We start from the raw sequence: 25,458 nt of genomic DNA on the forward strand, positions 1-25,458 counted from the left end.
CCTAAATTTTTATTAAACTCCTAACGTAGCACCGCCATCGACACATAAATTGTGCATTGTAATATGACTTGCTCTATCTGAGGCTAAAAATAACACGGCTTCAGCAACTTCTGAAGGTTGTGCAATTTTTTGTAATGGAATTCCGAGTCTATATGTATTTTGAGAACCAGCAATTATATTTTTAGCTCCATTCTCATCAGCCCATAGTAATCTTTGCATCTCAGTTTCAGTAGAACCTGGAGAAACTAAGTTGCAGCGTATATTGTATGCCGCAAGCTCTAGTCCTAAACATTTCATAAACATCGTCGTTGCAGCCTTTGACGCAGCATACGCAGCCATCTCCATTCTTGGCGTATTTGCCGCATTTGAACCGACTGTAACAATTGCCCCAGATTTTCTTAACATCATATTTTTACTTACCGCTCGGGACATATTGAAAACCCCTGTAGTATTTACAGAGAATGTTTTATTCCAATCTTCATCACTTAACGAATGAATTGGTCCCATACGTAAAACCCCTGCAACGTTTATTAAAATATCTATTGGCGCTATTTCATTTGCAATATGATTTACCATGTTTTCAACAGCGGCGCTATCACTCACATCTAAACGAAACGTTTTCATACGTGTATTATTTAATTCATTTTGATTTAAGAGTACATTTAACCCCTCTTCATTTTGATCAACCGCAATAACTTTGGCTCCTCTTTCTAAAAACATTTTGGCAACAACACTGCCTATGCCTTGTGCTGCACCTGTTACTAAAACTGTTTGCCCATCAAATTCCCCTAAGTTCATTTTCTCTATCCTTTCACATAAACATTAATTTCATTAAGCAACACTAATGATATTGATTTTCATTATCATTAGTGTTGTAAAAAATAATACACTTACTAAACTAATTGGTCAAGTGCGCATTACTTTAAAATCCATTTTATTGATAATGTTTTTCATTTACTATCTTACACCGAAATGATAATGTTTCTCAATAAACTTGTCAATCTTTTTTTATTTTTCAGATAAAGCATTTTAATGCTTCTTAATAAAATCATATGTAAACGCATTGAATGTACTTATATTATAAATAAAATTCGAACCCCTCTTTTTAAAATTGTAGAAGATAAACTAGAGATACGTTCATTTACAATGCTTTATGAAAAACTCAAGTATATATTTTCTCAATATTTTTCTGAAAATATATCTTACAAATACTAATGAATGTCTTCTTTATCATTTAAGATTTAATATATATTTCGAATACGATGTATCAATTTATTATATTCCAATATAATCCAAATGGGTATCCCACTCACTTTTACATCTATAAAAATCCCAAAAGTAATTTAACCTTGTTAAAATAACTCATAAAAAAAGCATCCTAATTAATAGAATAGGATGCTTTTTTGTAATCATAGTGTTATAGAAGATTTGTATACTTATGCTACGCTGCGATACTCTTCTTCTTGTTCTTTTTTCTGTTTAGGTGCTTGAATTAAAATTGCGATAATGAATGACACGACACATAATACACCGATCACCATGAACGTTGGTTTGAATCCACCTAGAAGTGCACCAATAAAGGAACCTGCAAGCGCTCCAAATCCAAATCCTTGATACACAATTCCGTAGTTCTTACTATGGTTTTTCATACCGAAGAAATCACCAACAATAGCTGGGAAAATAGTGATATTTCCACCAAAGCAAAACGCTACACTTGCTACACATACGAAGTAAATACCATAATTTAAATCTACAAAACTTAGAACTAAGACTGAACTCGCCATAACAACAAAAGTACCAGTAACGATTTTTAAACGCCCAATTTTATCCGATAATGGTCCTAAAATGATACGACCTAATGTATTGAAGATTGCAACCATAGCCACCGCATTAGCTGCTGTTGCTGCGCTAAGTCCTACAAGTTGAACACCAATGTCTTTTACCATACCAATTAAGTATAAGCCACTCATACATGATGTAAATAACATGATAAATAATAAGTATACTTGTTTTGTGCCTAACATTTCTTTCGTTGTGTATTCCGTAGTTTTTGTTTCATGAACTGCTCCTTGATCTGCAGCTTGATGGATTAAACAAGCACCAATTACAATCATAGCTGTAACAATTAAACCCCAGTATATAAATGCTTGCGATACACCAACTGATTCAATCAACTGTGCGTTAACGTATTTAAAGATTAAGCTACCTGAACCATATGCAGAGACAGAAATACCAGCAATTAAACCTTTACGCTCTGGAAACCACTTTATTAAATTTGATAGTGAAGTGATATATGCTGTACCATCTGCATAACCTACAACAACTCCCGCTAGTACATAAAGTAATATTAATGAGGACGCTTGTGAGCTAAGTATTAATCCTAGTCCTAATGCTAATCCAGCTATCATAATAAGTTTACGAAGTCCCCATTTTTCTTGCAATTTACTCGCAAATAAAGTTGAAAATGCTAAAGAAAGACTAGTAATTGAGAAAGTTATCGCAACAGCGTTAAGACTCCAACCGTATTTACTAACTAAAGGCTGATTGAATAAACTCCATGTATATATCGTCCCAAGCCCCATTTGTACTATAACTGTGCCAAGGACAACAAGCCATGGATTAACAGTTGATTTTTTCATACCTTTCCGCCTCCTCTTTCTATTTCAATGCTATTCGCTAAATTCACTTTTTTTATGTTCATTTTGGTCACCTCTTTTGATTTGACACCTTCATTGTATAAGATGTTTCCATTCATGTAAGCACTTACAATACAGAGCGTCAAAAACGTAGAATCAGTTACAAAAAACGAAGGATGAAATACAAAAACTACTTATTAAATACGTAACAGTTATTTAATAAGTAGTTTTTGTATAAGCTCGATTTACATTTGTTTTTGAACCCTTTTTTAAAAAGTGAAACAATAAAACCGTCTCTTTACTATTTATTAAAGAGACGGTTTTATTAGCTCAATTCATAAGCCTGACTTTTTTTATACGTTTATAATTGTTTCTTCAAATGTAACAATTGGCTCTACAAATTCCATCATAATGAAAGCATTTTTAATACGTCTTGTTAAAACTTCTTTTAATTCTGCACACATTTCTTCTGTAAGTGATTTTACAAATACAAAGTTGTGATAATAAATCACACTCTTCTCTTTACTTAATGGGTTTAAAAACATCCCCTCTTTTGTAACGAGAGCATTAGAATGTCCCGATAAAGTTGAAAGAAACGTCTCTAAAATTTTTATTTCTCTTTTTGAAAACGATTCTTCACAAACTACTTTAATATTCATTTCTGTTATCATTTATATATTCCCCCAACCATTTTTTCACAAGGGGATACTATAATACTATTAAATTTTCACAAGACTCCCCTTGTCGTTCATAAAATTCACCAGAAAACTAAGTTGACTAACTTGTTTTTTCCCTTTATTCATATAAATCTCTCCTTTCGTATATATTACTTCTCCATTTGTAATTGATTACCTTTTTATATTAAAGTTTTTCTATGTTTTTAATTGGAATTCTACCAATTAGAGATCTTATTAATAAACGTATATTTTTCTTATACTCCTGAAAAAAACTTTACTTATCTACTTTACGTTTTGGGCTACATAGTGTCTGTTTTTTGAATAATTTGCTTCTCTGCAGTATTTACATAGAAATATTGTTTCGCTAATGCTGAAAACAATTTACTTATAATAAAGTGAAACTTTAATCAACCCTCACCAATCGGGCTTTTATGGGCAGCAGGGCCCCCACCTAACTTCTTTGCTTCCACTGAATTTTGAGGTGGGGGTCTTACTGCCCAGCAAATAGCGGGATAAACTTAAATAAAATATAACTTTTAACATAAGAGTACTTTATACTCTTCTATTAGAGAACAAATTTTTTCCCAATAAATAAAACTAAATATTCACTAATATATCTATCCGTGGTTTAATATATATAATAAAAAAATATTTCTGTCTTTAATGAGGAGGTACTATGAAAGCAAACGTAGGGGATACTATACTTTTTCAACGAAATAATTTAAAGATTACAGGATCTGTATTAAAACTTTATACTGAATCGGTCTTAGTTGAAATTACAAATGTAAGCGGTGGTACTTTTGAATTTGATCGAACAATTGTAAATCATAAAAACTATAAAGTTTTAAATACAAATACATAAAACAACACAAAATAGCCCCTGCTCAACAGCAGGGGCTATTTTATATAAAAATATTTCACTAGTTTATATACCCTAAAACATTAACAATCTTACTCGCTTTTAAATTGTTAATATGATAATAAATTTCTAAACCTCTTCTCTCTGCTCGTAACACTTTACCCTTCATTTTTGATAAATGTTGTGAAACAGTAGATTGCGGAATATTCAGTAACTCTGTTAATTGTGTTACATTACAAGTTTTTCTCGTACTTAATTCATTTACAATTTGCAGTCTGATTGGATGCGCCATAATTTTTAAAATATCTACATCTTCTTCTGAAACTAAAGTTTTTCTCATTTCACTCGTATATGTTGTCATAAGACATTCCCCTTTTATATGAATTCCATATTCATAAGATCTATTTCCAAATTTTTTAAAACCCTTGATTAAAACTTTCATATAGAAATAAAAGGATTTTAAATTTTTGAAAACAGAACTTACATTCACTTTATTTATTTATTTATTTGGTACATATACATAATACAATGTTAATATGTGCTCTATGTGAAGTTCACATAAATTTGTGATGAAGATTTACTTAGCCACTCGCATCCTACTCATCTAATTACTCACTGCGTAAAATCATCAGTTATTTTAACACATTTTAGGCGTTTGTATATACTATTTATAAAGTGAAACTTTAATCAGTGGGGCTTTTGTTCATCCCCCACTGATTATCAGCCCTCACCAATCGGGCTTTTACGGGCAGCAGGGCCCCACCTAAATTCTTTGCTTCCCCTGAATTTTTAGATGTGGGTCTTACTGCACGGTAAATAGCGAGATAAAACAACTTTTATAAAGGGGGGATTCATATGCCTACAGCATTACAAGAAGAAGTCGAAGAAGCACGGGAAACATATGTCAGTCGTATCATCTTAGTTGGAGGATCGACTTTATTTTTAGTAGGCGGGGTTATATCGGCAATTTCAGCTTTTAAAGCTTATAATCGTTTGGAGAATACGCCGCCTTCTACAGATAATTCATAGATATTTTATAAAATAAAACGTCGCCTCTAATATGAAGAGACGACGTTTTATGATTCATACATATGACACTAAAAGTATCGGTAGATTCCCTACTCCATTCTCTAAGCTTACTTCACCACAAACCGCGTCTGACTACATCCATCCTTCTGCTTCGTTACTTCTAATACAGCTGGCATTGCGTTTTTCAGCTCTTGTACGTGTGAAATGACACCGATAAATCGGCCTGATTTTTGTAAGTCAATTAAGGCGTCTACTGCTTTCGTTAATGATTCTTCATCTAATGAACCGAACCCTTCATCGATGAACATCGTTTCGATGGAAATACCACCTTCATATGCTTGAATGACATCTGCCATTCCTAGCGCTAGGCAAAGTGATGCATTAAATTTCTCTCCGCCGGATAGTGTTTTTACATCGCGTGTTTGGCCAGTATATGCATCGTACACATCTAAGCCTAATCCACTTTGACGATTTCTCTTTTCAACTCGTTCACTTCGTTTTAAATAAAATTGTCCGTTTGATAATTTACGTAATCGTTCGTTTGCAATTTGAACAATTTGTTCTAAATACTCAATTAAGATGTAACGTTCAAATGATATACGGCTCTCGTTATCACCTTTCATTACTTCATATAAGTCAACAAGTTCTTGGAAAGCTTTTTCTTCCTCATGAATTTGCTCATCAATACGTCTAATGTTTTCATGTAAATCAGAAATATATGTTACCGCATTTTGCGCACGTTGACGTTTTTCTTTAATGATATCGAGATTAATTTGTAATTCTGTTATGTGTTCACCTAACGCTGTAATATCCATATACTCTTTATCTTTTAATTCAGCTTGTAACTCTTCAATTTGTTTTGCAAGCACTTCAAGCGATGAATAATAACCTTGAATTTCTTTTTGTAACATTTCCATCTCGTGATCGCTTAATTTGGCTTTTTTATACGTGAATTCGTCTGTAAACCCGCTTTGTTCTAGCTCTTTCATAAAGCGTGCGAAAGTCTCTTCTTTCTTTAATTTTGCACTTTCAAATTGATTAGAAGCACCTTTTTGTTCTGCTTGAATACGTATATTTTCATTTTGCCAATGCTGATACGCTTCCTGCACTTTCTTCCATTCGTCCTCCATTAACCTAAGTTCCTGCATAGCTTGGTCAAACTGTGCTTTCCAAGCTTGTACTGTTTGTAAGTTTTCTGGAATATTTCGTTTATCATGTTCATATGACGTACGAAGTTGCATACACTCCATTTCTGTACGGTGCTGCATTGTTTCCACTTCTCGTTTTTGTTTCTGAAGTTCTTCTATTTTTTCTTCTACGCTTTTCATGTTCGCAGCAATCTGCTTACGTGTTTCTTCACTTGCTTTTAACGTATTAACGTCTGCAGCTAATTGTTTTCCTTTTTGAACAAGTGCACTATATGTTTCAGCTAATTTTTCCGAGTTGTAGCCGCGCTTCACAACTTCTTCTATCACTTGTTCATATTGTAGTCGATAGAAATTCCATTTCTCCTCTACTTGCACATGTAATTTTTCAGCAATGTTCTTCTTATCTCTTAAATCGTTTAACTCTTTTTCATCGATCGCATTACTTTGTTCTGTAGCTTTTTGCGGATGATTCGTACTACCACATACCGGACAAGATTCACCGTCATGTAAATGAAGAGCTAATATACCAGCTTGTTCACTTAACCAGCGGCGCTCCATGTTTTCATATGCACGAACTGCCACTTGCATTTTATTATTTGCCGCTTCTTTTTCTTGCTCGAATTTTTGTTTTTCTTGCCAAACATCATATGCTTGCTTTAAAACTTTTGCATCTTCTCGCATATTCGTTAGTTCTTCTACTTTAGCTACATATTGCTCAAGTGCTTGTTCTAATTGCTGCAATTCATCAGACATTCTCTGTTTTTTGTTTGTATGCTCTTCTAGTTGTTGATCTAACTTTTGCATACTTTCTTTTAATTTCCCTATTTGAATTTCGGCATTTTGTAAATTCAGCTTTCTCTCAGCTAATGATTCAATAATCGCTTGTAACTCTTCTAATCTTTGAACAAGTTTTTTAGCCTCTTCTCGTTCAGCTTCTTTATTCTTTACTACTTCATACTTCTCCTTAGCAAGTTCAAAGCTATTCATTATCTGTTCTTGTTTGACGCTTATCTGTTTTAACAAACTTTCAGCTTTCTGCTCATTTTCCATCGCTTCTTCATACCATTGTTCAAATGGTAATAAGCGCTTTGCTTGTTCCGCACGTTTAAAGGATTTTTCTTTCCTTTCAATTGCTGCACGGTTCTCTTGTAAAGTGTTATATTTCTCATTCTTTTGTTGTAAATCTATAAATTTCTCATTTACAGATTTTGCTGCATGAAAACGTGTTTCTGCATCCTTTAATTGCTTCGTTTGAACATCTTGTTCTACTTGTAATTGCTCAACCTCTATCTTATACACGGTTGTTTCTTGTTCTAACGCTTCTACTACTTGATGCGTATTTACATGTTCTTGTGCCACTAATGTCTCTAATAATGCTCCATCACGGATTGGTAATTTAAAAACATTACGGAAATAGAGCTCTCTCTCTTTTTGTTTTTCTTGCAAGACATCTTTCCATTGTTTTCTCTTTTGATCAAGTAACTCACGCATTAATTTATAACGATCCGTTTTAAAAATACGACGTAAAATCTCTTCTTTGTTTTCAGTCTCAGATGTTAATAGTTTTCGGAATTCCCCTTGGGGTAACATAACAATTTGGCTAAATTGATGTTTACTTAACCCAATTAAATCTTCCACTTTTTTGTTTACGTCTGTTACATGAAAACGATCGACGGCTGGAACGTTTTCTCCATCAATAACTTCATATAATTCTACTGCATGTCCTGTAATGGTCTTATTCCCTTGTTTTTTATGTCCAAGTTGTCGTTTTATTTCATAGCGTTTCCCTTTTAACTGAAAGGTTAATTCAACACTTGTATAAACATTATCATCAGCAAATTGACTTCGAAGCATGCTCGTATCACTACGTTCTTCTCCACTAGCCTCACCATATAACACATAACAAATCGCATCAAAAATCGTTGTTTTTCCAGCTCCCGTATTCCCAGAAATAGCGAAAATACGATGTTCTCCAAGATCTTCAAAATCGATTACTTCTTTCTGTTTATATGGCCCGAATGCTGTCATAATAAGCTGAATCGGTCTCATCCTCGTTCACCTTCCCGTTCTTGCACTGTTTGTAATACATCTATAAATAGGCGTTCTTTCTCTTCTGATAAATCTAACCCTTTCATTTCTTTATAGAAAGCCTTTAAAAGAGATAAATCATCCGTTTTATGTCTTGAAACCGTTACTTCATTTGTATCTGTGAGTTCTCGCCTTTGCATCGCTCTTTCAACGTGCATTGCATTTGGATATACAGATCGTATTTTCTCCATTGGCTGTAAGACAGGGTTTTCGTCTAATAATTTTACAAATACGTAATCTTCACTTACTGGGTGCTGTAATAATTCATCTATTTTCGCTTCTACTGTTCGCATTTTACGACGTGGTGAAAGTAACCTTTTTTCAATTGCTACTTCACCAGTTTCATTCAGTTCTACAATGTAATAACCTTTTTTATGTTTCTCTTCAGAAATTGAATAGGCAAGTGGTGAACCTGAATATCTAATGGTCTCATTACGTACGAAATGCGCTTGATGTAAATGTCCAAGCGCTGTGTAATGAAACTTATCAAAATAATGACTATTTACATATTCAGCACCACCAATTGAAAGTGGTCGTTCTGCATCACTTGTATTCTCCTCCGCTTCTCCTGAAGAAGTTACAAATGCATGTCCAACAAATACATGTCTAGCTTCTTTATCCATCGTTTCAGAGAGCTCATTCATAAAAATGCGCATCGCATCATCATGAGAACGTACGTCTTCATTTTTCAACACGTGCCTCACTATGCTTGGGTCTGCATACGGTATTAGATGGAAGTGAACCTCTCCATATTCATCATTTAGTACAACAGGTTCGTACGGGAATTGAAATTGACCTGCAATATGTAATCCTTGTTTTTTCATTAAACTACTTCCAAAATGGATACGATCCGGACTATCATGATTACCAGCTACTGCAATAACTGGTGTTTGTAAATCAATAACTATTTTTTGCAGCACATCATTTAATAAGTCTACTGCTTCTGTAGGTGGAATTGCTCGGTCATATAAATCCCCTGCAATAATTACAGCATCTGGTTTTTCTTCTTCAACAGCCTGTACAAACTGATCTAATACAATCTTTTGGTCTTCAGTCATATACACGCCATGAACAAGCTTTCCTAAATGCCAATCCGCTGTATGAAATAACTTCATATTTTTCTACTCCTTTTAATTTACTGATTTTAGTGAAACAAGTTGATAGTTTATTGTAGTTTTTCCGTTCTCCCACTCTAGTTTCAATATCGTTGCACTTCCAATTCTTTCTTCATTTGATTTATATAAAGGCAATATTTCTTGAATTGTAAATAAGTGGTAACCATCCAATATTAATTGAAATATATTTTCTTCAATATGTAATCTTACTTCTTTTTCATTTGAAATAATTTTTGTGTGCATCTCAAATTTCATGATAGATACAACCCCTTTTTATAATCTCTACATTTTAATAGTATAGTGGCTATGCAAGATTGACAAGTACATACACAGCAAAGTACACACTTTTCTATTGTTATATGCTTTATGTATTTTATATAAAATACGGTATGTGAAATTTTACATTTCTCCCAAAATAAAAATGCCTATTGTGACATCTTTATTTTTGTATAAAGTCTTTCATTACATAATATAAAACAGTAATTAAGACGATTGCGACGAAAAATGAGAACACTGCGACAATGTAGCCATCTTTATTTAATAAAATACAGAATGAAATAGATATTATAAAAATCGGAAATACGAGACGTACTTTATCCTTCACTTCTTCTGTCGTATCTGTATGATGAAAATACTGCGTTATTCCTATCATTAAAAAAGACAAAATAATAACCGACAATAGTAAAGGTCCTGGCATTCCGATTTCTCCTTTCTCTATTTCTAATTCAGTGTAAAATTTTTTATTACAATTGTACGATTTATTTTTTCTTCAAACACACTTTTAGAATTGATAATGAACATTTCACACCTATATAATAGCGCTTTTATCATTATAACTTCAAATAATTACACTTACAGTAATGTTGTAATATTCCCCCTCAGTCTCTGAAATCCTGCAAAGATAACTCGTCAAAATATGCAGTGACCAAATTAATATTTACCGTCAACTTTTGACAAAATTTATAAAGGACATTTCAGTACATATCAAGAATTAAGAATAAGAAGATATGTAAGGGAGGATGCATTATGACTGAACAAGTTTTATTTTCTGTTAGTGAAAACGGCGTTGCAACAATTACTTTAAACCGTCCAAAAGCACTTAATTCTTTATCTTATGACATGTTACAACCTATCGGACAAAAACTTAAAGAGTGGGAACACGATGAGCGTATTGCACTTATCGTGTTAAAAGGAGCTGGCACAAAAGGTTTTTGTGCAGGTGGCGACATTAAAACTCTTTATGAAGCGCGTTCCAATGAAGTGGCATTGCAACATGCAGAACGTTTTTTTGAAGAAGAGTATGAAATTGATACATATATTTATCAATATACAAAACCGATTATTGCTTGTTTAGATGGAATTGTAATGGGCGGTGGTGTCGGTCTTACAAATGGTGCGAAGTATCGCATTGTAACTGAGCGTACGAAATGGGCAATGCCAGAGATGAATATCGGCTTCTTCCCAGACGTCGGAGCTGCATATTTCTTAAATAAAGCACCTGGATATACAGGACGCTTCGTTGCTTTAACAGCATCTATTTTAAAAGCTTCTGACGTATTATTTATTAATGCTGCAGATTACTTTATGACATCTGATTCATTACCAGAGTTTCTTACTGAACTTGAAAGTGTAAATTGGCATAAAGAAGATGATGTACATACTAATTTAAAAGAAGTTATTCGTACATTTGCAACTGCTCCAAACTTAGAAAGCGAGCTTGCTCCTTCATTAGAAGTAATCAATTCACATTTTGCTTTCGATACAATTGAAGAAATCATCCATTCATTGGAGAAAGATGAAAGTTCCTTTGCTCTAAAAACGAAAGAAACACTGTTATCAAAATCCCCTATTTCACTAAAAGTAACATTAAAACAGTTTATTGATGGAAAAGATAAATCCGTTGAAGAATGTTTCGCTACGGACCTTATACTTGCTAAAAATTTCATGAGACATGAAGATTTCTTCGAGGGAGTACGCTCCGTTGTCGTTGATAAAGATCAAAATCCGAATTATAAATATAAACAGTTAAGTGACGTTTCAGAAGAAGATGTGAATCGTTTCTTTAACTTACTTAATGCATAAAATGAAATTGTCATGAGGGGAGGTTTTGTTCATCCCCCACCTAACTTCTTTTCTTCAGCTAAATCTTGTGCGATGAAAATCTTACTACCCGCAAATAGCGGTATAAAATCGAGGCTATATAGTAGTGTAATTACAGCTACTATATAGTCTTTTTCATTTAATTATTTTTAATAAAATTTAATTTTATTAAATCCATTTTTGTGCTACACTGATTTTAATCAAATATTCTAAAAATAAAAAGGAGGGACGGCTATGATAGAAAATTATCTTCTTTTCATCATTATGTCTATTTGCCTCATCATTTTACCTGGTCCAGATACAGCAATGGCTACGAAAAATACATTGGTTGCTGGTAAAGTCGGTGGAGTGAAAACAGTGTTTGGTACATGTATTGCACTATTAATTCATACTTTAGCTGCTGTAATTGGTCTTTCTGCACTTATTGTAAAGTCAGCTCTTTTATTTTCTATTTTCAAGTACGTTGGGGCTCTCTATTTAATATATATCGGTATTAAAGCCCTTTTAGCAGTAAGAAACAAAGAAAACTTAGATACAAATGATCTATCTTTGAATAATGAAAACGAACATACTTCTTGCTTTCGCCAAGGATTTCTTACAAATTTATTAAATCCTAAAGTAGCAGTCTTCTTTTTAACTTTTTTACCACAATTTTTAAATCCAAATCATAATACATTTATTCAACTTCTTGTAATGGGCCTTACTTACCTCGTTTTAACAGTCATTTGGTTTGCATTTTATATATTTTTAATTGATAAAATTAGTGCTTTTATGAAAAAACCGAAGACGCAACGTTATATTCAAGGGCTAACAGGAGTCGTCCTAATTGGATTTGGTATTAAACTAGCTTTTGAAAAAAATAATTAACAAGACGAAAACCACCACTATTAATAGTGGTGGTTTTCATCTAATAACTGATTTGGTTGTTTACTCTATATTAAAACCAGCGCTCAGTTACAACTTTTTTACGTGTATAGAATTGAACGCCATCTGTACCATTTGTACCTAAATCACCAAAGAATGAAGCTTTATTTCCTGCAAATGCGAAGAATGCCATTGGTGCTGGAACGTTTACGTTTACACCAATCATACCAGCATCGATATTATCACGGAATGTTTGTGCATGTTTACCATTTGACGTATAAATAACCGCACCATTTGCAAATTTAGATTGATTTGTTAGTTTAATACCTTCTTCTAAATCTTTAACACGTACAATACTTAATACTGGAGCAAAAATTTCATCTTGCCAAATTTTCATTTCTTGATTCACGCCATCAAAGATTGTCGCACCTACAAAGTAACCTTCTCCAACTTCTTCATTAATTTTACGGCCATCTACTAATAAAGTTGCCCCATCTGCTACACCGCTATTAATATAGCCTAAAACGCGCTCTTTATGAGATTCACGGATTAATGGTCCAACATAGTTATCTTCGTTAAAGCCATCGCCTACTTTTAATTTTTTCGTTTCTGCTACTAATACATCAATAAATTCATCAGCAATTTCATCCACTACTGCTACTACTGAGCATGCCATGCAGCGCTCTCCACTACTTGCAAATGCAGATCCAATTACACCTTGTACTGTTTTCTCAAGATTGCAATCTGGCATTACAATCGCATGGTTTTTCGCACCTGCTAATGCTTGTACACGTTTTCCGTGTTTCGTACCTGTTTCATATACGTAACGAGCTACCGGCTCAGAGCCAACGAACGAAACAGCCTGAATATCTTTATTTTCTAAAATGCTATTTACAACATCTTTTCCGCCTTGCACTAAATTTAATACGCCTTTTGGGAAACCTGCTTCATAGAATAATTCTACAAGTCGCTCCGCTAAAAGTGGCGTTCTTTCAGATGTTTTTAATACGAATGTATTACCGCAAGCAATTGCAAGTGGGAACATCCATAACGGAATCATCATCGGGAAGTTAAACGGTGTAATACCAGCAACAACTCCGATTGGGTAGCGCCAAATCGATCCATCAATTCCGCTAGCGATATTCGGAAGTGCTTGACCCATCATTAAATTTGGCGTAGATGTTGCAAGTTCTACCGCTTCAATACCACGCTGTACTTCACCTGTTGCATCCGTTAGCGTCTTACCATTTTCTAGCGTAATGATTTTTGCAAGCTCATCTTTGTTTTCTTGTAATAGCTGTAAATATTTATATAAATTTCTTGAACGATTTGGAACTGGTACTTTAGACCATGTTTCGAATGCTGCTTTTGCCGCTTCAACAGCTTTTTCAACATCTTCTTTTGGAGATAGTGGAACGTAAGCGATAATTTTTCCAGTCGCTGGATTTGGAACTGCTTCTACTTCCGTACCTGTCGATTCAACCCACTCACCGTTAATGTGATTTTTTACTCGTTTAATTTCAGTTGTAATCATTGTATTCTCTCCTTTGTATAATTTATTTTTGATTAGAAATTAATTGCTCGCTAACTTTCTTATATAAAGCAGCCATATCGTTTTCACCATATCCAGCTTGACTCGCTTCGTCATATACGTTTAATAACATTTCGCTTACCGGTAAATGGAGTTCGCTTTCCTTAGCTAAGTCAACTGCAAATCCTAAATCTTTCTTCAATAAGTTCACAGTAAATCCTGGCTCGTAGTTTTCAGGTGCTATAAAACTTTTATAATTACGTTCATAAATTCTACTTTGACCGTAACTTACATTTAAAATATCAAACATTTTATCTAAATCCATATTATTCTTTTTCGCTAATGTTAAAGCTTCACTCACACCAGCTGTATAAAAACCAATTAATAAGTTATTAATTAACTTAACAGTTGTACCACTATCAATCTGCTCACTAACGTGGAAAATGTTCGCGCCTAGTACGCCCATGATAGATTCCGTTTTCTCATATACGTCTTTTGATCCACCAACCATAAACGTTAATGTACGGTTTTCGGCTCCTATTACACCACCGCTCACAGGTGCTGCTAAAAAGTCTACTTTCTTTTCCTTTGCAGCTTCCTCTAACTGTTTGTTTAACTGCGGCGATACCGTACTTGTATCAATGAAAACTACATTCGAGTGACCATTTTCAAATAATCCTTCTGCTCCAAAATATACCGCTTCAACAGCGCGAGGTGAAGGTAAACTTGTAAAAACTACATCACATGTTTCTGCTAGTTTTGAGATTGATAGACCGATAATTCCGCCTTCTTTTTCAAAGGACGCTTCCGCCTCTTTATTTAAGTCCACGCCATATACTGTGTAACCTGATTTAACTAGATTTTTTGACATTGGAAGGCCCATGTTACCTAAACCGATAAAACCAATCTTTTTCATATCGCTTTCCTCCTATTTACACAATATATTTCCCGCGATTTATAATAGCTTTCGCAATTTCTCTCTTCTTCGTAAATACGTTCGTGTATAAAGGCACTAATAATTGACGGATTTCAGCTAAAATCACATGTCTATCTTGTTCTTCTGTGACAGCCGCTGAAAGTACAGAAATCGCCGCTTCTTCTACTTTACGGTATCCTTCTTCACAAATAACATCCGTTATTAATTGCTTCGTACATTCTTTTTCCTCACCATTTTTACTTACCGCTTTTCTCGTACGTAAAAACGCTGATTCCATGACGTACACGTCCGTCAACATATTTGAAATTACACGTGAATATTCTTGTTCTTGGTCAATTTTTAGGCCTGGAGTTTTAGAGAGCGTTTTCAAAGATTGTTTCAACAATTTTTTCGCTAATAAAATGTAACGATGGTTTCTTTCTACATTTGCTACATCACTTTCTACTTCAGTATCTTCTAATTGTTCGATTTGCTTCATTAACATTTTGGCAACTGTTAATCTATTAATTTCGTTCGTTCCTTCAAAAATACGACTAATTCTAGCATCACGATATAATCGTTCTACCTCATACTCTTGCATATAACCGTAACCACCATGAATTTGTACAGCTTCATCTACGATATAAGCAAGTGTTTCAGAAGCATTTACTTTATTCAGTGCACATTCAATTGCAAATTGGGACATTTTCTTCATAAGATCTTCATCGCTCTCATGAATTGCTTCATCGATTACACCTGCCGTACGATAAGCTGCACTTTCGGCTCCATATGTAGCAATGATCATATTTGCAATTTTCTCTTGAATCATCGTAAAGTCTACTAATTCCGTTTGGAACTGTTTTCGCTCTTTTCCATATTGAACCGACAAACCAATTGCTTGTTTTGCTGTTCCAATATTTCCAAAAGCAAGTTTAAGTCTAGCAAAGTTAAGAATATTAAGGGCTACGTGATGCCCTTTCCCAACTTCCCCTAAAACATTTTCAGCAGGGATGACAACATCTTCTAAAATAAGAGTCGCTGTTGAAGAACCTTTAATCCCCATTTTCTTTTCTTCTAATCCAATAGATACACCTTCACATGTTCTTTCGACAATAAACGCTGTCATTCCTTTATTTGTCTTCGCAAAAACAACGTATACATCTGCCATATGAGCATTTGTAATCCATTGCTTCTCACCATTTAACTTCCAAGCTGTTCCCTCTTCATTCAATACGGCGCTTGTTTTTGCACTTAATGCATCCGAACCAGCATTTGGCTCTGTTAAAGCATAAGCCCCAATCCATTCTCCCGATGCGATTTTCGGTAAATATTTTTCTTTTTGCTCTTTCGTTCCATAATATATGTAAGGCAATGTACCAACACCAGCGTGTATATTAAAAGAAACGCTAAACGCACCAGCGTAACCCATTTTCTCTGCTACAAGACCTGAGACAGCCTTTCCTAACTCGAACCCGCCATAATCTTCTGGTACCTCAATGCCTAATAATCCAAGTTCTCCAGCTTTCTCAAATAATTGACGAGAAACTTTATAGTTATGTTGTTCAATATTCTCCATTTGTGGAACAATTTCTTGTTTAACGAATTGTTCTGTCGTTTTTGCGATTAAATCTTCATCACCTGAAAAATCTTCTGGTGTAAAGTAAGTATGATTTATATCTTTATTAAGTGAAAAAAATTCATCCCATGGTAACTTCGTTTTCTCCATATGTATCCCCCTATCATTCGGCTTTCATAGCTTTTTGCTTATGCTCGTCTACGATGAGTGGAATATCTTTTTTGAAAATAGAAGGCGATGATTTTTCACATCAAGCATTTTATTTTGCCAAAGATGTATTTTCATCGCCTTCGCTGCTTTATCTATTGATCTTCTGATAATACTGTTTTTGCAATACCAGTATCTAACTCTTCAAAGTCATGATATGAAATTGTTTCGTATAATTCACTTCTCGTTTGCATATTAGAAAGTGCATCTTTTTGAGAACCTGTTTCTTTAATTAAAGCAAACACATTTTCATACGCTTTCGCTGCAACGCGAAGTGAAGTTACAGGATAAATAACCATTTGGAAACCCATATTCGCAAATTCCTCTGCACTATAATATGGAGTTTTTCCGAATTCAGTCATATTCGCAAGCAAAGGTGCATTTACCTTACTATTAAATAGACGGAATTCTTCCTCTGATTGAAGCGCTTCAGGGAAAATTGCGTCTGCACCTGCTTTTACATATGCATTTGCTCTTTCAATTGCTTCATCTAATCCTTCAACGCCACGAGCATCAGTACGTGCTACAATGTATAAGCTCGGTGCAACTTCTTTAATCGCTTTAATTTTTTGAACCAATTCTTCTGTAGTAACAAGTTTCTTACCATTTAAATGTCCACATTTTTTTGGTAATTGCTGATCTTCAATTTGGACAGCTGCTACTTTCGCTTCCACCATTTCTACAGCTGTTCTCGCCACATTTAGTACACCACCAAATCCTGTATCAATGTCAACAAGAACAGGTAAGTCTGTAGCTCTTACTAAATCTCTTGCTCTCTCAGCCACTTCAGTAGACGTCACGATACCTAAATCTGGTAAACCTTTACTTGCAGTATAAGCAGCTCCTGATAAATAAAGAGCTGAAAAACCTGTATTTTTCGCAACAAGAGCTGCCATTGCATCATGAGCACCTGGAATTTGCAAAATTTCATTTGCTTCTACTAAAGCTCGGAATCGATTCGCAAGCTCCTCTTGTGTTGACTGCTTTTTCACAACCCAAGCCATTCTAAATTCCCCCCTATTATTAAATTAAGAATAGATCTACAAATTCGTTTACATTCATATTTTCTAGTTTTTCTTCATTTAAACAAACTTCATGAATTTGTTCTTGTTGCTTACTAGAATAATGACCTGCCATATTTGCAGTGAATTTTTGAACAACTTTTGGAATTGCTTCGTCTCTACGGAAGCGGTGACCAAGCGGATATTCACATTCCACATTTTCTGTTACTGTGCCATCTTTAAAGTGAACTTGAACAGCGTTGGCGATTGAGCGCTTGTTCGGGTCAAGGTAATCTAAACTGTACTGTTTGTTTTCAACAACAACCATCTTATTACGTAATTCATCTACACGTGGATCGTTTGCTACTGCATCTTCATAATCGTCTGCAACGATATCTCCTTTTAATAAACCAATTGCCGTAATGTATTGTAAGCAATGATCACGATCAGCTGGGTTATTTAATGGACCTTCTTTATCAATAATACGAATTGCTGATTCATGAGTTGTAATTGTAATACGGTCAATTTCATCTAATCTCTCTTTAATTTCCGGATGCAACTTCACAGCACATTCTGCAGCCGTTTGTGCATGGAATTCTGCTGGATATGACACTTTAAATAATACATTTTCCATTACATATGACTCTAGTGGTCTTGCTAATTTTAATTCTTGTTTATTGAATAATACATCTTGGAATCCCCATCCTGGCGCAGATAATGCTGTTGGATAACCCATTTCACCTTTTAGAGCAGTCATTGCAAGATGAACACCGCGGCTCGTTGCGTCACCTGCAGCCCATGATTTACGTGAGCCCGTATTTGGAGCATGACGATATGTACGAAGACTAGAATTATCAATCCACGCATGTGATAATGCATTAAAGATTTCTTCACGTGTTCCGCCAAGCATTTTCGCAACTACTGCAGTTGTTGCTACTTTTACATATAATACATGGTCAAGACCAACTCTGTTTAAGCTGTTTTCTAAAGCAAGCACGCCTTGAATTTCATGTGCTTTAATCATCATTTCTAATACTTCACGTACTTTTAAAGCTTCTTTTCCTTCTGAAATACGAACACGGCTAATATAATCTGCAACTGCTAAAATTCCACCTAGGTTATCAGATGGATGTCCCCACTCTGCTGCAAGCCAAGTATCGTTATAGTCTAACCAACGGATCATACATCCGATATTAAATGCACCTTTTACTGGATCTAGTACATAAGACGTACCTGGTACACGTGTACCATTTGGCACGATTGTTCCTGGCACAACTGGTCCTAGTAATTTCGTACATTCTGGATATTGCAGTGCTAAAATTCCACATCCAAGTGTATCAAGTAATACGTAACGAGCTGTACTGAATGCTTCTGCACTAGTAACCTCTTTATTTAATACATAATCGGTAATCTCTTCTAATAATGCATCTTTTTGCTTAATTTCATTTGTTTTAATCATGCTATTCTTCCCTTTCTGTCGAAAATTCGTTATTATTAATGATGGGTGTCGGTCAAACACCCATCTGGCGGGCGGCGCTAACAACTCCCCAGTTGTTCTTATTTACTAAGTACATGTCGCTCGCCAATATAATTTACACGAGGACGGAACAAACGATTATTTGCATGTTGCTCAATAACGTGCGCACATAACCCCACTGTTCTAGAGCTAAAGAAGATTGGTGTGTAAAGTTGAATTGGAATACCTAGCATCCAATATACTGGAGCTGCATAATAATCAAGATTTGGATAAATTCCTTTTTCTTTTTCCATAATCTTTTCTCCAGCTTCACACATTTCATATAGTGTATAATCACCTTTTACATCACATAACTGTTTTAAAGCTTCCTTCATCATAAGTGCTCTTGGATCCATCTTCTTCATATAAACACGGTGTCCAAAGCCCATAATTTTTTCTTTGTTATATAGTTTCTTCTGTAATAACTCTTCAAATTTCTCAACATTACCAGCTTCTAAAAGCATGTACATAACCGCTTCATTTGCACCGCCATGTAAACTTCCTTTTAAAGATGCAACTGCACCTGTTAAAGCACCGTATAAATCTGATTGTGTTGATGCAATAACGCGAGCTGTAAATGTAGAGTTTGGCATTTCATGCTCACTATATAAAACAAGGGAACGATCAAAGATCTTTTCCTCAAGTTCAGTTGGTTTTTTACCAGTTAACATATAGAAGAAATTCGCACTATAAGATAATTCTTTAAGAGGTTCAATTGGCTCCTCATTATTTAAAATATGATAGCTATTCGCTACAATGTTTGGCACTTTACTTAACACCTTGTACCCTCGGCTTTTATTCACTTCTAACGAGCGGTTTTCGATATCATTATCGTAACCAGCTAACGCTGACACACCTGTACGTAATCCATCCATGGGATGCGTCTCTTTAGGCAATGCCTTTAGTACGTTGAATACACCTTCTGGTACTGCATATTCTTCTTTTAATTTCTTTTCAAGTGTTACTTTTTCATCTTCATTCGGTAGGTGTTCCTCCAATAAAAGGTGCACAATGTCTAAATACTCTTTTGTTTTTGAGAGTTCGATTAAGTCATACCCTTGAATTACAATTTCACCTTTTACTGTGTCAAGAAACGAGATTTTCGTCTCCGCTGCTACTATACCATCTAATCCCGGGGAAAATTTCTCTTCAGCTTTCATCATTATTTCCTCCAATCCTAATAGATCTTCGTGCACATAACTGTAAGCCTTTACAATATTGTGAAACTACATTTCTATTTCAATGTATCAGAGTTTTTAGAAGATTTCAATTTATTTTATAATGATAAGTTTCCTACACTTTTCTTACTGTAACAATACAATTTTTTGAAAATAATTCTTATATTTTATAAAGAAAGGATAGACTTCTTTGCGTATTTTCAAAAACAAGATATAAAGATTTTTCATATAACACCGCCAAATATACAATTATTCTAATTTTATTTGAGAAATAGAAAAAACGAGCTGTACATAAATACAGCTCGTTACTATATGATATTTATTTCACTATCTCTTAAATATAATTTTTATATAAAACTTATTCATTTTTAATAAAGTTATTATTTTACATAATTAAATTGAATTTCTTCCATTTCCTCATGATAACTTACAAATAAATCATAGTTTTGAAAATACCAAAGATCATCAGAATCTACAAAAAATATAATACCTTCCTTCTCAACTGACACTATTTCGCCATCGGGTTTCTCAGCAACAACCCCTAAAGAATATCCGGGCTGAATTGAACTATCCCCTCCGTACCTTACAGTAAAACGTACAGATTCACCGTGCTTTATACGTAATTCTTCCTGGAACCATTGCAGAGCTTTACGATCAATTGAAATTCTCATCTTTATTCCTCCAGTTTACGCAAACTCTTTTTTTCCTAATCGTTGTTTTACAAAGAAGACGAAAATAATTAAGGCTATCAATGCTGAAATTGCACTCCCTGAAAATAAAATACGATAACCAAACATTTGTGAAACAACTCCAAGTAAAATAGCACCTAACCCGATTCCTAAATCAAACGCTGTAAAAAATGAAGCATTTGCAACTCCTCTTTTACTCGGATCGACAATTGTAAGCATTGCCGCTTGCAAAGCTGGCTGCGCTGAACCAAATCCAATACCGTATAATGTTGCTGCGATAATTACACCTATCAAACCATTTGAGATAGTTAAAACAACTATAGCTAAAATAGTAATACATAATGCTGGAAGTATGATGAATACTTCTCCATACTTATCTAATAGTTTCCCTGAAATTGGTCTTACAATTGTTAATGCAATTGCATATACAAGAAAGAAAGTTCCCGGGTTTACATGAATTGATGATGCAAATAACGGTAAAAAGGTTGTTATTCCTCCATATGCAAACGATAAAAAGAATACTACAATCGTGATTGTTAATACGGATTTCTCAAATAGCTGAATTTTCCCTTTTTCTTTTTGTGGCGTAAATGGGATCTTCGTTATTAATGATAATACGACTGCCATAAAAGATAACAACGTCGCTAATAAAAATAGACCATCAAATGAATAAATTTGCACAACCCATAATCCAATCATAGGTCCGATCGCCATTGCAATTGTCATCGCCATCCCGTACCAACCCATACCTTCACCGCGGCGTGAATCTGGAATAATATCCGTTATTGCTGTTCCAACAGCTGTTGTAGAAACAGCCCATGTTACTCCGTGAATAACACGTAAAACAGCTAAAAGGACAATAGTCGATGCTATATTATAGGAATACATCGTTAAGCCAAAAAAGATGAGTCCGAAAATAATAAAGGATCTTCTACCATATTGATCTAACATTCCTCCAATAATCGGTCGTATTACAACAGCAGCTATTGTAAACATCCCCATCATAAGTCCAACTTGCGATTCATTGCCACCTATCTCTTTAATAAAGAGCGGGAGCGTTGGAACAAGTAAATAAAATCCTGTAAATAAAAATAACATTGCGAAAGTCATTTGAATAAATGATTTCGTCCATAATCGTTCCATAAAAATACCTCCATACACTCGTAAAATATTACGATTAACACCCTCATTGTATATTTTTTTTATCTCTTTTCCCTCCGCAAATAGACGTATCTTTTCATATTAAATAGTCCACCATCAGCTTACATTAGTCTTAAGACTTTGTACGCATATTTTAAACGAAAGTCCTATATATGTACCTTTATACGTGTGAAAAGAATATACTAATTTATTATCACAACTTAGGAGTGATTATTTTATGTGGGTATTATCATCAAGAGTAACTGTCGCGGTTCCTTCGATACCCGAAATACATGCCCCCGCCGTTCATACAGCAAGTTCCGATGTCGGCATTGAACTTCCAGCAATTTGGCAACAATACCAATCACCAGGTCAAGCTACCCCTTCATTTTGGCATCATGGTGCCCATCCAAGTAGCACTACCTTTTATCATCCTAGCCACGCTCCACTACCTCAGGCTCAAGTCTTTTATCATTTCCCATCAATTTATTTTCAAAATTTTTATGGTACGTTTAACATTTAAAACACATCATTTCATAGCTACTACATTTAAACGAAAAAAGCACTTAAGATTGTAATTTTCACAAATCTTAAGTGCTTTTTAATATTTTTTATAAATTTTTCTTATTGCCCATTATTAGCAGGGGTCTCTCCTGCATTACCGCCAGTCTCTGGTTGTGTGGTCGCTGGTGGAGTTGTATTTCCTTGACCTCCTCCGTTATTTGCTGGAGGTGTCGTATTTCCTTGACCTCCTCCATTATTTGCTGGAGGTGTCGTATTTCCTTGACCTCCTCCATTATTTGCTGGAGGTGTCGTATTTCCTTGACCTCCTCCGTTATTTGCTGGAGGTGTCGTTCCTTGGCCATTTCCATTATTTTGTTCTTCTTGTTTCTTTTGCTCTTCTAGTTTCTTTTGTTCTTCTTGCTTCTTAAGTTCCTCTTGTTTCTTTTGTTCTTCTTGTTTTTTCAGTTCTTCTTGTTTCTTTAATTCTTCTTGCTTTTTCTCTTCTTCAGTTTTTTGCTGTTGATCTTGTTTTGGTTGCTCCGTTGTATCCGGTACGCTAGTATTTGGCGATGAATCACGTTTTTCACCTTTTATACGTAGCTCACTACCTTCTTGAATAACACTACTTGGCATTTTAAAGCGTGATTTATCTGTAGCCATTTCGCTCATCATTTCTTTAAAGATCAACTGTGCAATTTTCGTATTTTTACTACTAATATACTCGTCTTTACCATCTTTCATATACCCAGTCCATACTGCCATCGTATATTGCGGTGTATATCCAGCGAACCAACTATCACGAGTTGCACTTTCTGGAATTTTATATTGAGCTAATTGCTTTGATGAATAGTTTGTCGTACCCGTTTTACCAGCTACATCTAAAGAGCCTACATTTGCCGATGTACCAGTACCTGATGTAACTACAGAACGAAGCATATCAGTAATCATGTATGCGGTAGAATCTGTCATAACTTGTTTTGGTTTTTGTCCAAAACTTTGTGACTTACCGTCTGGATAAACGACTTTCTTAACAAAATGCGGTTTCGTATATTTACCTTCATTACCAAATGCCGCATAAGCACCCGCTATTTCAGTTGGCGATACTTCATTTGTACCAATCGCTGTCGATTCTGTCGGTGCTGTATTAAATGTAATACCTAGTTTCTCAGAGAATTCTTTCGATTTACTAATCCCTACTTCTTTTGCAGTTTTAATTGCAGGAATATTACGCGACATTTTTAATGCTTCACGCATTGTAATTGGACCCATATGACTTCTATCTGCATTTCGTACTTCTTGTCCCGTTGAATACTTAAATGGAGAGTCATCAATTTGATGGTACGTAGCCCATTTTAAATATTCAATTGCAGGAGCGTAGTCGAAAATCGGCTTCATCGTTGAACCAGCTGCACGATCTAATTCAATTGCCATATTATGCCCTTTAAATACAGCTTTATTTTCTCCACGGCCACTACCTATAGCACGAACTTCTCCTGTTTTCGTATCCATAAATGTGAATGCACCTTGGAATTTATCGTTCGGATAATCAATGATATTATTATTTAAAATATTATCAGCAAGTTTCTGTGCTTTCGGATCTAACGTTGTATAAATTTCTAAACCGTCAGAACCGATATTAGCATCTGGTAATTCTTTTTCTACTTCTTTCACAACTGCATCCATAAATGCAGGGTATGGCATTGTTTGTAGTTGAGCTGCAGGCTTAAGCCCCTTTTCTACGTCAACTTTTGATGCTTCTTCCATTTCCTGTTTTGTTATATATCCATGTCGGTTCATTAAACTTAGAACAACATTTCTTCTTTCTGTTGCTTTTTGAACATTTTCTTTTTTCGTTGGATCATAGTTATTCGGTGCTTTCGGTAAACCTGCAAGCATCGCAACTTCTGGTAATGTTAAGTCCTTCAATTCTTTACCATAGTAGTTTTGTGCTGCTGTTGCGATCCCATATGAACGGTTTCCTAAGTTAATTTTATTTAAGTACATCTCTAATATTTCATGTTTTGAATACTGTTGTTCTAGCTTATAAGCTAAATATATTTCTTGCGCCTTACGCTTTGGTGTTTTGTCCATTGATAAGAAGTAGTTTTTTATAACTTGCTGTGTTATCGTACTTCCACCTTGAGAACCATAATCCCCTTTAAGACTTACTAGAACAGCACGGGCAGTACCTTTAAAATCTACTCCGCTATGCTCATAAAAACGTGAATCTTCTGTCGCTAAAAATGCATTTTCTACTAATTTAGGTATTTGCTCATACGTAACATTCGTCCTTTTTTCTTTTCCATATTCATATACCAAATCCCCGTTTTTATCATAAATTTTTGAGGATAACGGATTAACAAGTTTTGCTTTCTCAAGTTTTGGTGCATCCTTAATCATTACGAAAAAGGTAGCAACCCCCGCCACTAAACCAACAATACCAAGTAATAAACAAGTAATTAAAAACTTGCGAAAGAATGATGTTTTACCTTTTGGCTTTTGTGTTTTAGAAGCTGGTTGTTTTTTCTTTTTAACTTGTCGTCGTTCCTCTCGAGAACGATAATTTTCTGACATGTTACTTTCTCCTGCCTTTCAATTCTCCCGTTGATTTACTTAAAAATATTGAGGTCACTTTCTAAAATAAATTTGATTAAGAAAGTATATTGACCTGGAGCATTCAATAT

General features: G+C 34.7%; 22 protein-coding genes. 5 read left to right on the forward strand and 17 right to left on the reverse strand.

Annotated features, from left to right (window positions below; all coding sequences use genetic code 11):
- Positions 1 to 12: 12 nt before the first annotated feature.
- From dhbA to ACTFO4_RS18840, 3 genes are all read right to left on the reverse strand, one after another.
- Positions 13 to 798 carry a 2,3-dihydro-2,3-dihydroxybenzoate dehydrogenase gene (gene dhbA / locus ACTFO4_RS18830; RefSeq protein ID WP_061457161.1) on the reverse strand — a complete coding sequence of 262 codons (786 nt, stop codon included), beginning with the start codon at positions 796 to 798 and terminating at the stop codon, positions 13 to 15.
- A 638-nt stretch (positions 799 to 1,436) separates the two neighbouring features.
- Complete coding sequence (locus ACTFO4_RS18835) at positions 1,437 to 2,639, reverse strand: L-lactate MFS transporter (protein WP_061457160.1); 1,203 nt, start codon at positions 2,637 to 2,639, stop codon at positions 1,437 to 1,439.
- 350 nt (positions 2,640 to 2,989) lie between these two features.
- Positions 2,990 to 3,307, reverse strand: a complete 318-nt coding sequence (locus ACTFO4_RS18840) for a hypothetical protein (protein ID WP_000627302.1) — start codon at positions 3,305 to 3,307, stop codon at positions 2,990 to 2,992.
- Positions 3,308 to 3,989: 682 nt separating this feature from the next.
- On the opposite strand from ACTFO4_RS18840, the gene ACTFO4_RS18845 reads away from it, so the two are divergent.
- Complete coding sequence (locus tag ACTFO4_RS18845; RefSeq protein WP_000646793.1) at positions 3,990 to 4,175, forward strand: YkvS family protein; 186 nt, start codon at positions 3,990 to 3,992, stop codon at positions 4,173 to 4,175.
- 58 nt (positions 4,176 to 4,233) lie between these two features.
- Here ACTFO4_RS18845 and ACTFO4_RS18850 read toward each other — a convergent pair whose 3' ends face one another.
- Positions 4,234 to 4,533, reverse strand: coding sequence for an ArsR/SmtB family transcription factor (locus ACTFO4_RS18850; protein ID WP_000214801.1), 300 nt, complete (start codon positions 4,531 to 4,533; stop codon positions 4,234 to 4,236).
- A 494-nt stretch (positions 4,534 to 5,027) separates the two neighbouring features.
- Between ACTFO4_RS18850 and ACTFO4_RS18855 the strand changes: the two genes are divergently transcribed.
- Positions 5,028 to 5,201 carry a hypothetical protein gene (locus tag ACTFO4_RS18855; protein WP_001141668.1) on the forward strand — a complete coding sequence of 58 codons (174 nt, stop codon included), beginning with the start codon at positions 5,028 to 5,030 and terminating at the stop codon, positions 5,199 to 5,201.
- Positions 5,202 to 5,308: 107 nt separating this feature from the next.
- On the opposite strand, the gene ACTFO4_RS18860 is transcribed toward ACTFO4_RS18855, so the two are convergent.
- From ACTFO4_RS18860 to ACTFO4_RS18875, 4 genes are all read right to left on the reverse strand, one after another.
- On the reverse strand, positions 5,309 to 8,398 hold the full coding sequence (locus tag ACTFO4_RS18860) for an AAA family ATPase (RefSeq protein ID WP_061457159.1): 3,090 nt from the start codon (positions 8,396 to 8,398) through the stop codon (positions 5,309 to 5,311).
- The gene (locus ACTFO4_RS18865) at positions 8,395 to 9,552 is read right to left on the reverse strand and encodes an exonuclease SbcCD subunit D (RefSeq protein WP_000765150.1); all 1,158 of its coding nucleotides are present in this window, start codon (positions 9,550 to 9,552) and stop codon (positions 8,395 to 8,397) included. The genes ACTFO4_RS18860 and ACTFO4_RS18865 overlap by 4 nt, the downstream gene beginning before the upstream one ends.
- A gap of 15 nt (positions 9,553 to 9,567) precedes the next feature.
- A complete protein-coding gene (locus tag ACTFO4_RS18870; RefSeq protein WP_000667344.1) occupies positions 9,568 to 9,807 on the reverse strand; it encodes a DUF2584 family protein in 240 nt (79 codons plus the stop codon).
- Between the two features lie 184 nt (positions 9,808 to 9,991).
- Positions 9,992 to 10,249 (reverse strand): hypothetical protein, encoded by a 258-nt coding sequence (locus ACTFO4_RS18875; RefSeq protein WP_001119404.1) that lies wholly within the window; start codon positions 10,247 to 10,249, stop codon positions 9,992 to 9,994.
- Between the two features lie 329 nt (positions 10,250 to 10,578).
- Between ACTFO4_RS18875 and ACTFO4_RS18880 the strand changes: the two genes are divergently transcribed.
- Both ACTFO4_RS18880 and ACTFO4_RS18885 read left to right on the forward strand, forming a co-directional pair.
- Positions 10,579 to 11,634: an enoyl-CoA hydratase/isomerase family protein gene (locus ACTFO4_RS18880; RefSeq protein WP_000139776.1), complete on the forward strand. Its 1,056-nt coding sequence runs from the start codon at positions 10,579 to 10,581 to the stop codon at positions 11,632 to 11,634.
- Positions 11,635 to 11,886: 252 nt separating this feature from the next.
- A complete protein-coding gene (locus tag ACTFO4_RS18885; RefSeq protein WP_000572360.1) occupies positions 11,887 to 12,519 on the forward strand; it encodes a LysE family translocator in 633 nt (210 codons plus the stop codon).
- A 70-nt stretch (positions 12,520 to 12,589) separates the two neighbouring features.
- On the opposite strand, the gene ACTFO4_RS18890 is transcribed toward ACTFO4_RS18885, so the two are convergent.
- The 8 genes from ACTFO4_RS18890 to ACTFO4_RS18925 all read right to left on the reverse strand — a co-directional run bounded on the left by ACTFO4_RS18890 (position 12,590) and on the right by ACTFO4_RS18925 (position 22,273).
- Positions 12,590 to 14,050 (reverse strand): CoA-acylating methylmalonate-semialdehyde dehydrogenase, encoded by a 1,461-nt coding sequence (locus ACTFO4_RS18890; RefSeq protein WP_000633344.1) that lies wholly within the window; start codon positions 14,048 to 14,050, stop codon positions 12,590 to 12,592.
- Between the two features lie 22 nt (positions 14,051 to 14,072).
- A complete protein-coding gene (locus tag ACTFO4_RS18895; protein WP_000719409.1) occupies positions 14,073 to 14,963 on the reverse strand; it encodes an NAD(P)-dependent oxidoreductase in 891 nt (296 codons plus the stop codon).
- A gap of 16 nt (positions 14,964 to 14,979) precedes the next feature.
- Positions 14,980 to 16,689: an acyl-CoA dehydrogenase family protein gene (locus ACTFO4_RS18900; RefSeq protein ID WP_025687878.1), complete on the reverse strand. Its 1,710-nt coding sequence runs from the start codon at positions 16,687 to 16,689 to the stop codon at positions 14,980 to 14,982.
- Between the two features lie 152 nt (positions 16,690 to 16,841).
- Positions 16,842 to 17,750 (reverse strand): methylisocitrate lyase, encoded by a 909-nt coding sequence (gene prpB, locus ACTFO4_RS18905; RefSeq protein WP_000312639.1) that lies wholly within the window; start codon positions 17,748 to 17,750, stop codon positions 16,842 to 16,844.
- 19 nt (positions 17,751 to 17,769) lie between these two features.
- Complete coding sequence (prpD, locus tag ACTFO4_RS18910; protein ID WP_000598123.1) at positions 17,770 to 19,206, reverse strand: 2-methylcitrate dehydratase; 1,437 nt, start codon at positions 19,204 to 19,206, stop codon at positions 17,770 to 17,772.
- 98 nt (positions 19,207 to 19,304) lie between these two features.
- The gene (gene mmgD / locus ACTFO4_RS18915; RefSeq protein ID WP_440014086.1) at positions 19,305 to 20,426 is read right to left on the reverse strand and encodes a citrate synthase; all 1,122 of its coding nucleotides are present in this window, start codon (positions 20,424 to 20,426) and stop codon (positions 19,305 to 19,307) included.
- Between the two features lie 395 nt (positions 20,427 to 20,821).
- Positions 20,822 to 21,112, reverse strand: coding sequence for a HesB/YadR/YfhF family protein (locus tag ACTFO4_RS18920; RefSeq protein ID WP_001222842.1), 291 nt, complete (start codon positions 21,110 to 21,112; stop codon positions 20,822 to 20,824).
- Positions 21,113 to 21,127: 15 nt separating this feature from the next.
- Positions 21,128 to 22,273, reverse strand: a complete 1,146-nt coding sequence (locus ACTFO4_RS18925; RefSeq protein ID WP_061457158.1) for an MFS transporter — start codon at positions 22,271 to 22,273, stop codon at positions 21,128 to 21,130.
- Positions 22,274 to 22,508: 235 nt separating this feature from the next.
- On the opposite strand from ACTFO4_RS18925, the gene ACTFO4_RS18930 reads away from it, so the two are divergent.
- Positions 22,509 to 22,793, forward strand: a complete 285-nt coding sequence (locus ACTFO4_RS18930) for a hypothetical protein (RefSeq protein WP_000270101.1) — start codon at positions 22,509 to 22,511, stop codon at positions 22,791 to 22,793.
- Between the two features lie 101 nt (positions 22,794 to 22,894).
- Here the strand turns inward: ACTFO4_RS18930 and ACTFO4_RS18935 are convergent, their stop codons facing one another.
- Positions 22,895 to 25,348 carry a transglycosylase domain-containing protein gene (locus ACTFO4_RS18935; protein ID WP_001293964.1) on the reverse strand — a complete coding sequence of 818 codons (2,454 nt, stop codon included), beginning with the start codon at positions 25,346 to 25,348 and terminating at the stop codon, positions 22,895 to 22,897.
- Between the last annotated feature and the right edge of the window lie 110 nt (positions 25,349 to 25,458).

Source organism: Bacillus cereus group sp. MYBKT14-1, from assembly GCF_051915185.1.
GTDB classification, from domain to species: domain Bacteria; phylum Bacillota; class Bacilli; order Bacillales; family Bacillaceae_G; genus Bacillus_A; species Bacillus_A cereus.

Coding starts and splice junctions, on each gene's coding strand:
- dhbA (WP_061457161.1), bottom strand. CDS start 798: ATGAACTTAGGGGAATTTGATGGGCAAACAGTTTTAGTAACAGGTGCA.
- ACTFO4_RS18835 (WP_061457160.1), bottom strand. CDS start 2,639: ATGAAAAAATCAACTGTTAATCCATGGCTTGTTGTCCTTGGCACAGTT.
- ACTFO4_RS18840 (WP_000627302.1), bottom strand. CDS start 3,307: ATGATAACAGAAATGAATATTAAAGTAGTTTGTGAAGAATCGTTTTCA.
- ACTFO4_RS18845 (WP_000646793.1), top strand. CDS start 3,990: ATGAAAGCAAACGTAGGGGATACTATACTTTTTCAACGAAATAATTTA.
- ACTFO4_RS18850 (WP_000214801.1), bottom strand. CDS start 4,533: ATGACAACATATACGAGTGAAATGAGAAAAACTTTAGTTTCAGAAGAA.
- ACTFO4_RS18855 (WP_001141668.1), top strand. CDS start 5,028: ATGCCTACAGCATTACAAGAAGAAGTCGAAGAAGCACGGGAAACATAT.
- ACTFO4_RS18860 (WP_061457159.1), bottom strand. CDS start 8,398: ATGAGACCGATTCAGCTTATTATGACAGCATTCGGGCCATATAAACAG.
- ACTFO4_RS18865 (WP_000765150.1), bottom strand. CDS start 9,552: ATGAAGTTATTTCATACAGCGGATTGGCATTTAGGAAAGCTTGTTCAT.
- ACTFO4_RS18870 (WP_000667344.1), bottom strand. CDS start 9,807: ATGAAATTTGAGATGCACACAAAAATTATTTCAAATGAAAAAGAAGTA.
- ACTFO4_RS18875 (WP_001119404.1), bottom strand. CDS start 10,249: ATGCCAGGACCTTTACTATTGTCGGTTATTATTTTGTCTTTTTTAATG.
- ACTFO4_RS18880 (WP_000139776.1), top strand. CDS start 10,579: ATGACTGAACAAGTTTTATTTTCTGTTAGTGAAAACGGCGTTGCAACA.
- ACTFO4_RS18885 (WP_000572360.1), top strand. CDS start 11,887: ATGATAGAAAATTATCTTCTTTTCATCATTATGTCTATTTGCCTCATC.
- ACTFO4_RS18890 (WP_000633344.1), bottom strand. CDS start 14,050: ATGATTACAACTGAAATTAAACGAGTAAAAAATCACATTAACGGTGAG.
- ACTFO4_RS18895 (WP_000719409.1), bottom strand. CDS start 14,963: ATGAAAAAGATTGGTTTTATCGGTTTAGGTAACATGGGCCTTCCAATG.
- ACTFO4_RS18900 (WP_025687878.1), bottom strand. CDS start 16,689: ATGGAGAAAACGAAGTTACCATGGGATGAATTTTTTTCACTTAATAAA.
- prpB (WP_000312639.1), bottom strand. CDS start 17,750: ATGGCTTGGGTTGTGAAAAAGCAGTCAACACAAGAGGAGCTTGCGAAT.
- prpD (WP_000598123.1), bottom strand. CDS start 19,206: ATGATTAAAACAAATGAAATTAAGCAAAAAGATGCATTATTAGAAGAG.
- mmgD (WP_440014086.1), bottom strand. CDS start 20,426: ATGATGAAAGCTGAAGAGAAATTTTCCCCGGGATTAGATGGTATAGTA.
- ACTFO4_RS18920 (WP_001222842.1), bottom strand. CDS start 21,112: ATGAGAATTTCAATTGATCGTAAAGCTCTGCAATGGTTCCAGGAAGAA.
- ACTFO4_RS18925 (WP_061457158.1), bottom strand. CDS start 22,273: ATGGAACGATTATGGACGAAATCATTTATTCAAATGACTTTCGCAATG.
- ACTFO4_RS18930 (WP_000270101.1), top strand. CDS start 22,509: ATGTGGGTATTATCATCAAGAGTAACTGTCGCGGTTCCTTCGATACCC.
- ACTFO4_RS18935 (WP_001293964.1), bottom strand. CDS start 25,348: ATGTCAGAAAATTATCGTTCTCGAGAGGAACGACGACAAGTTAAAAAG.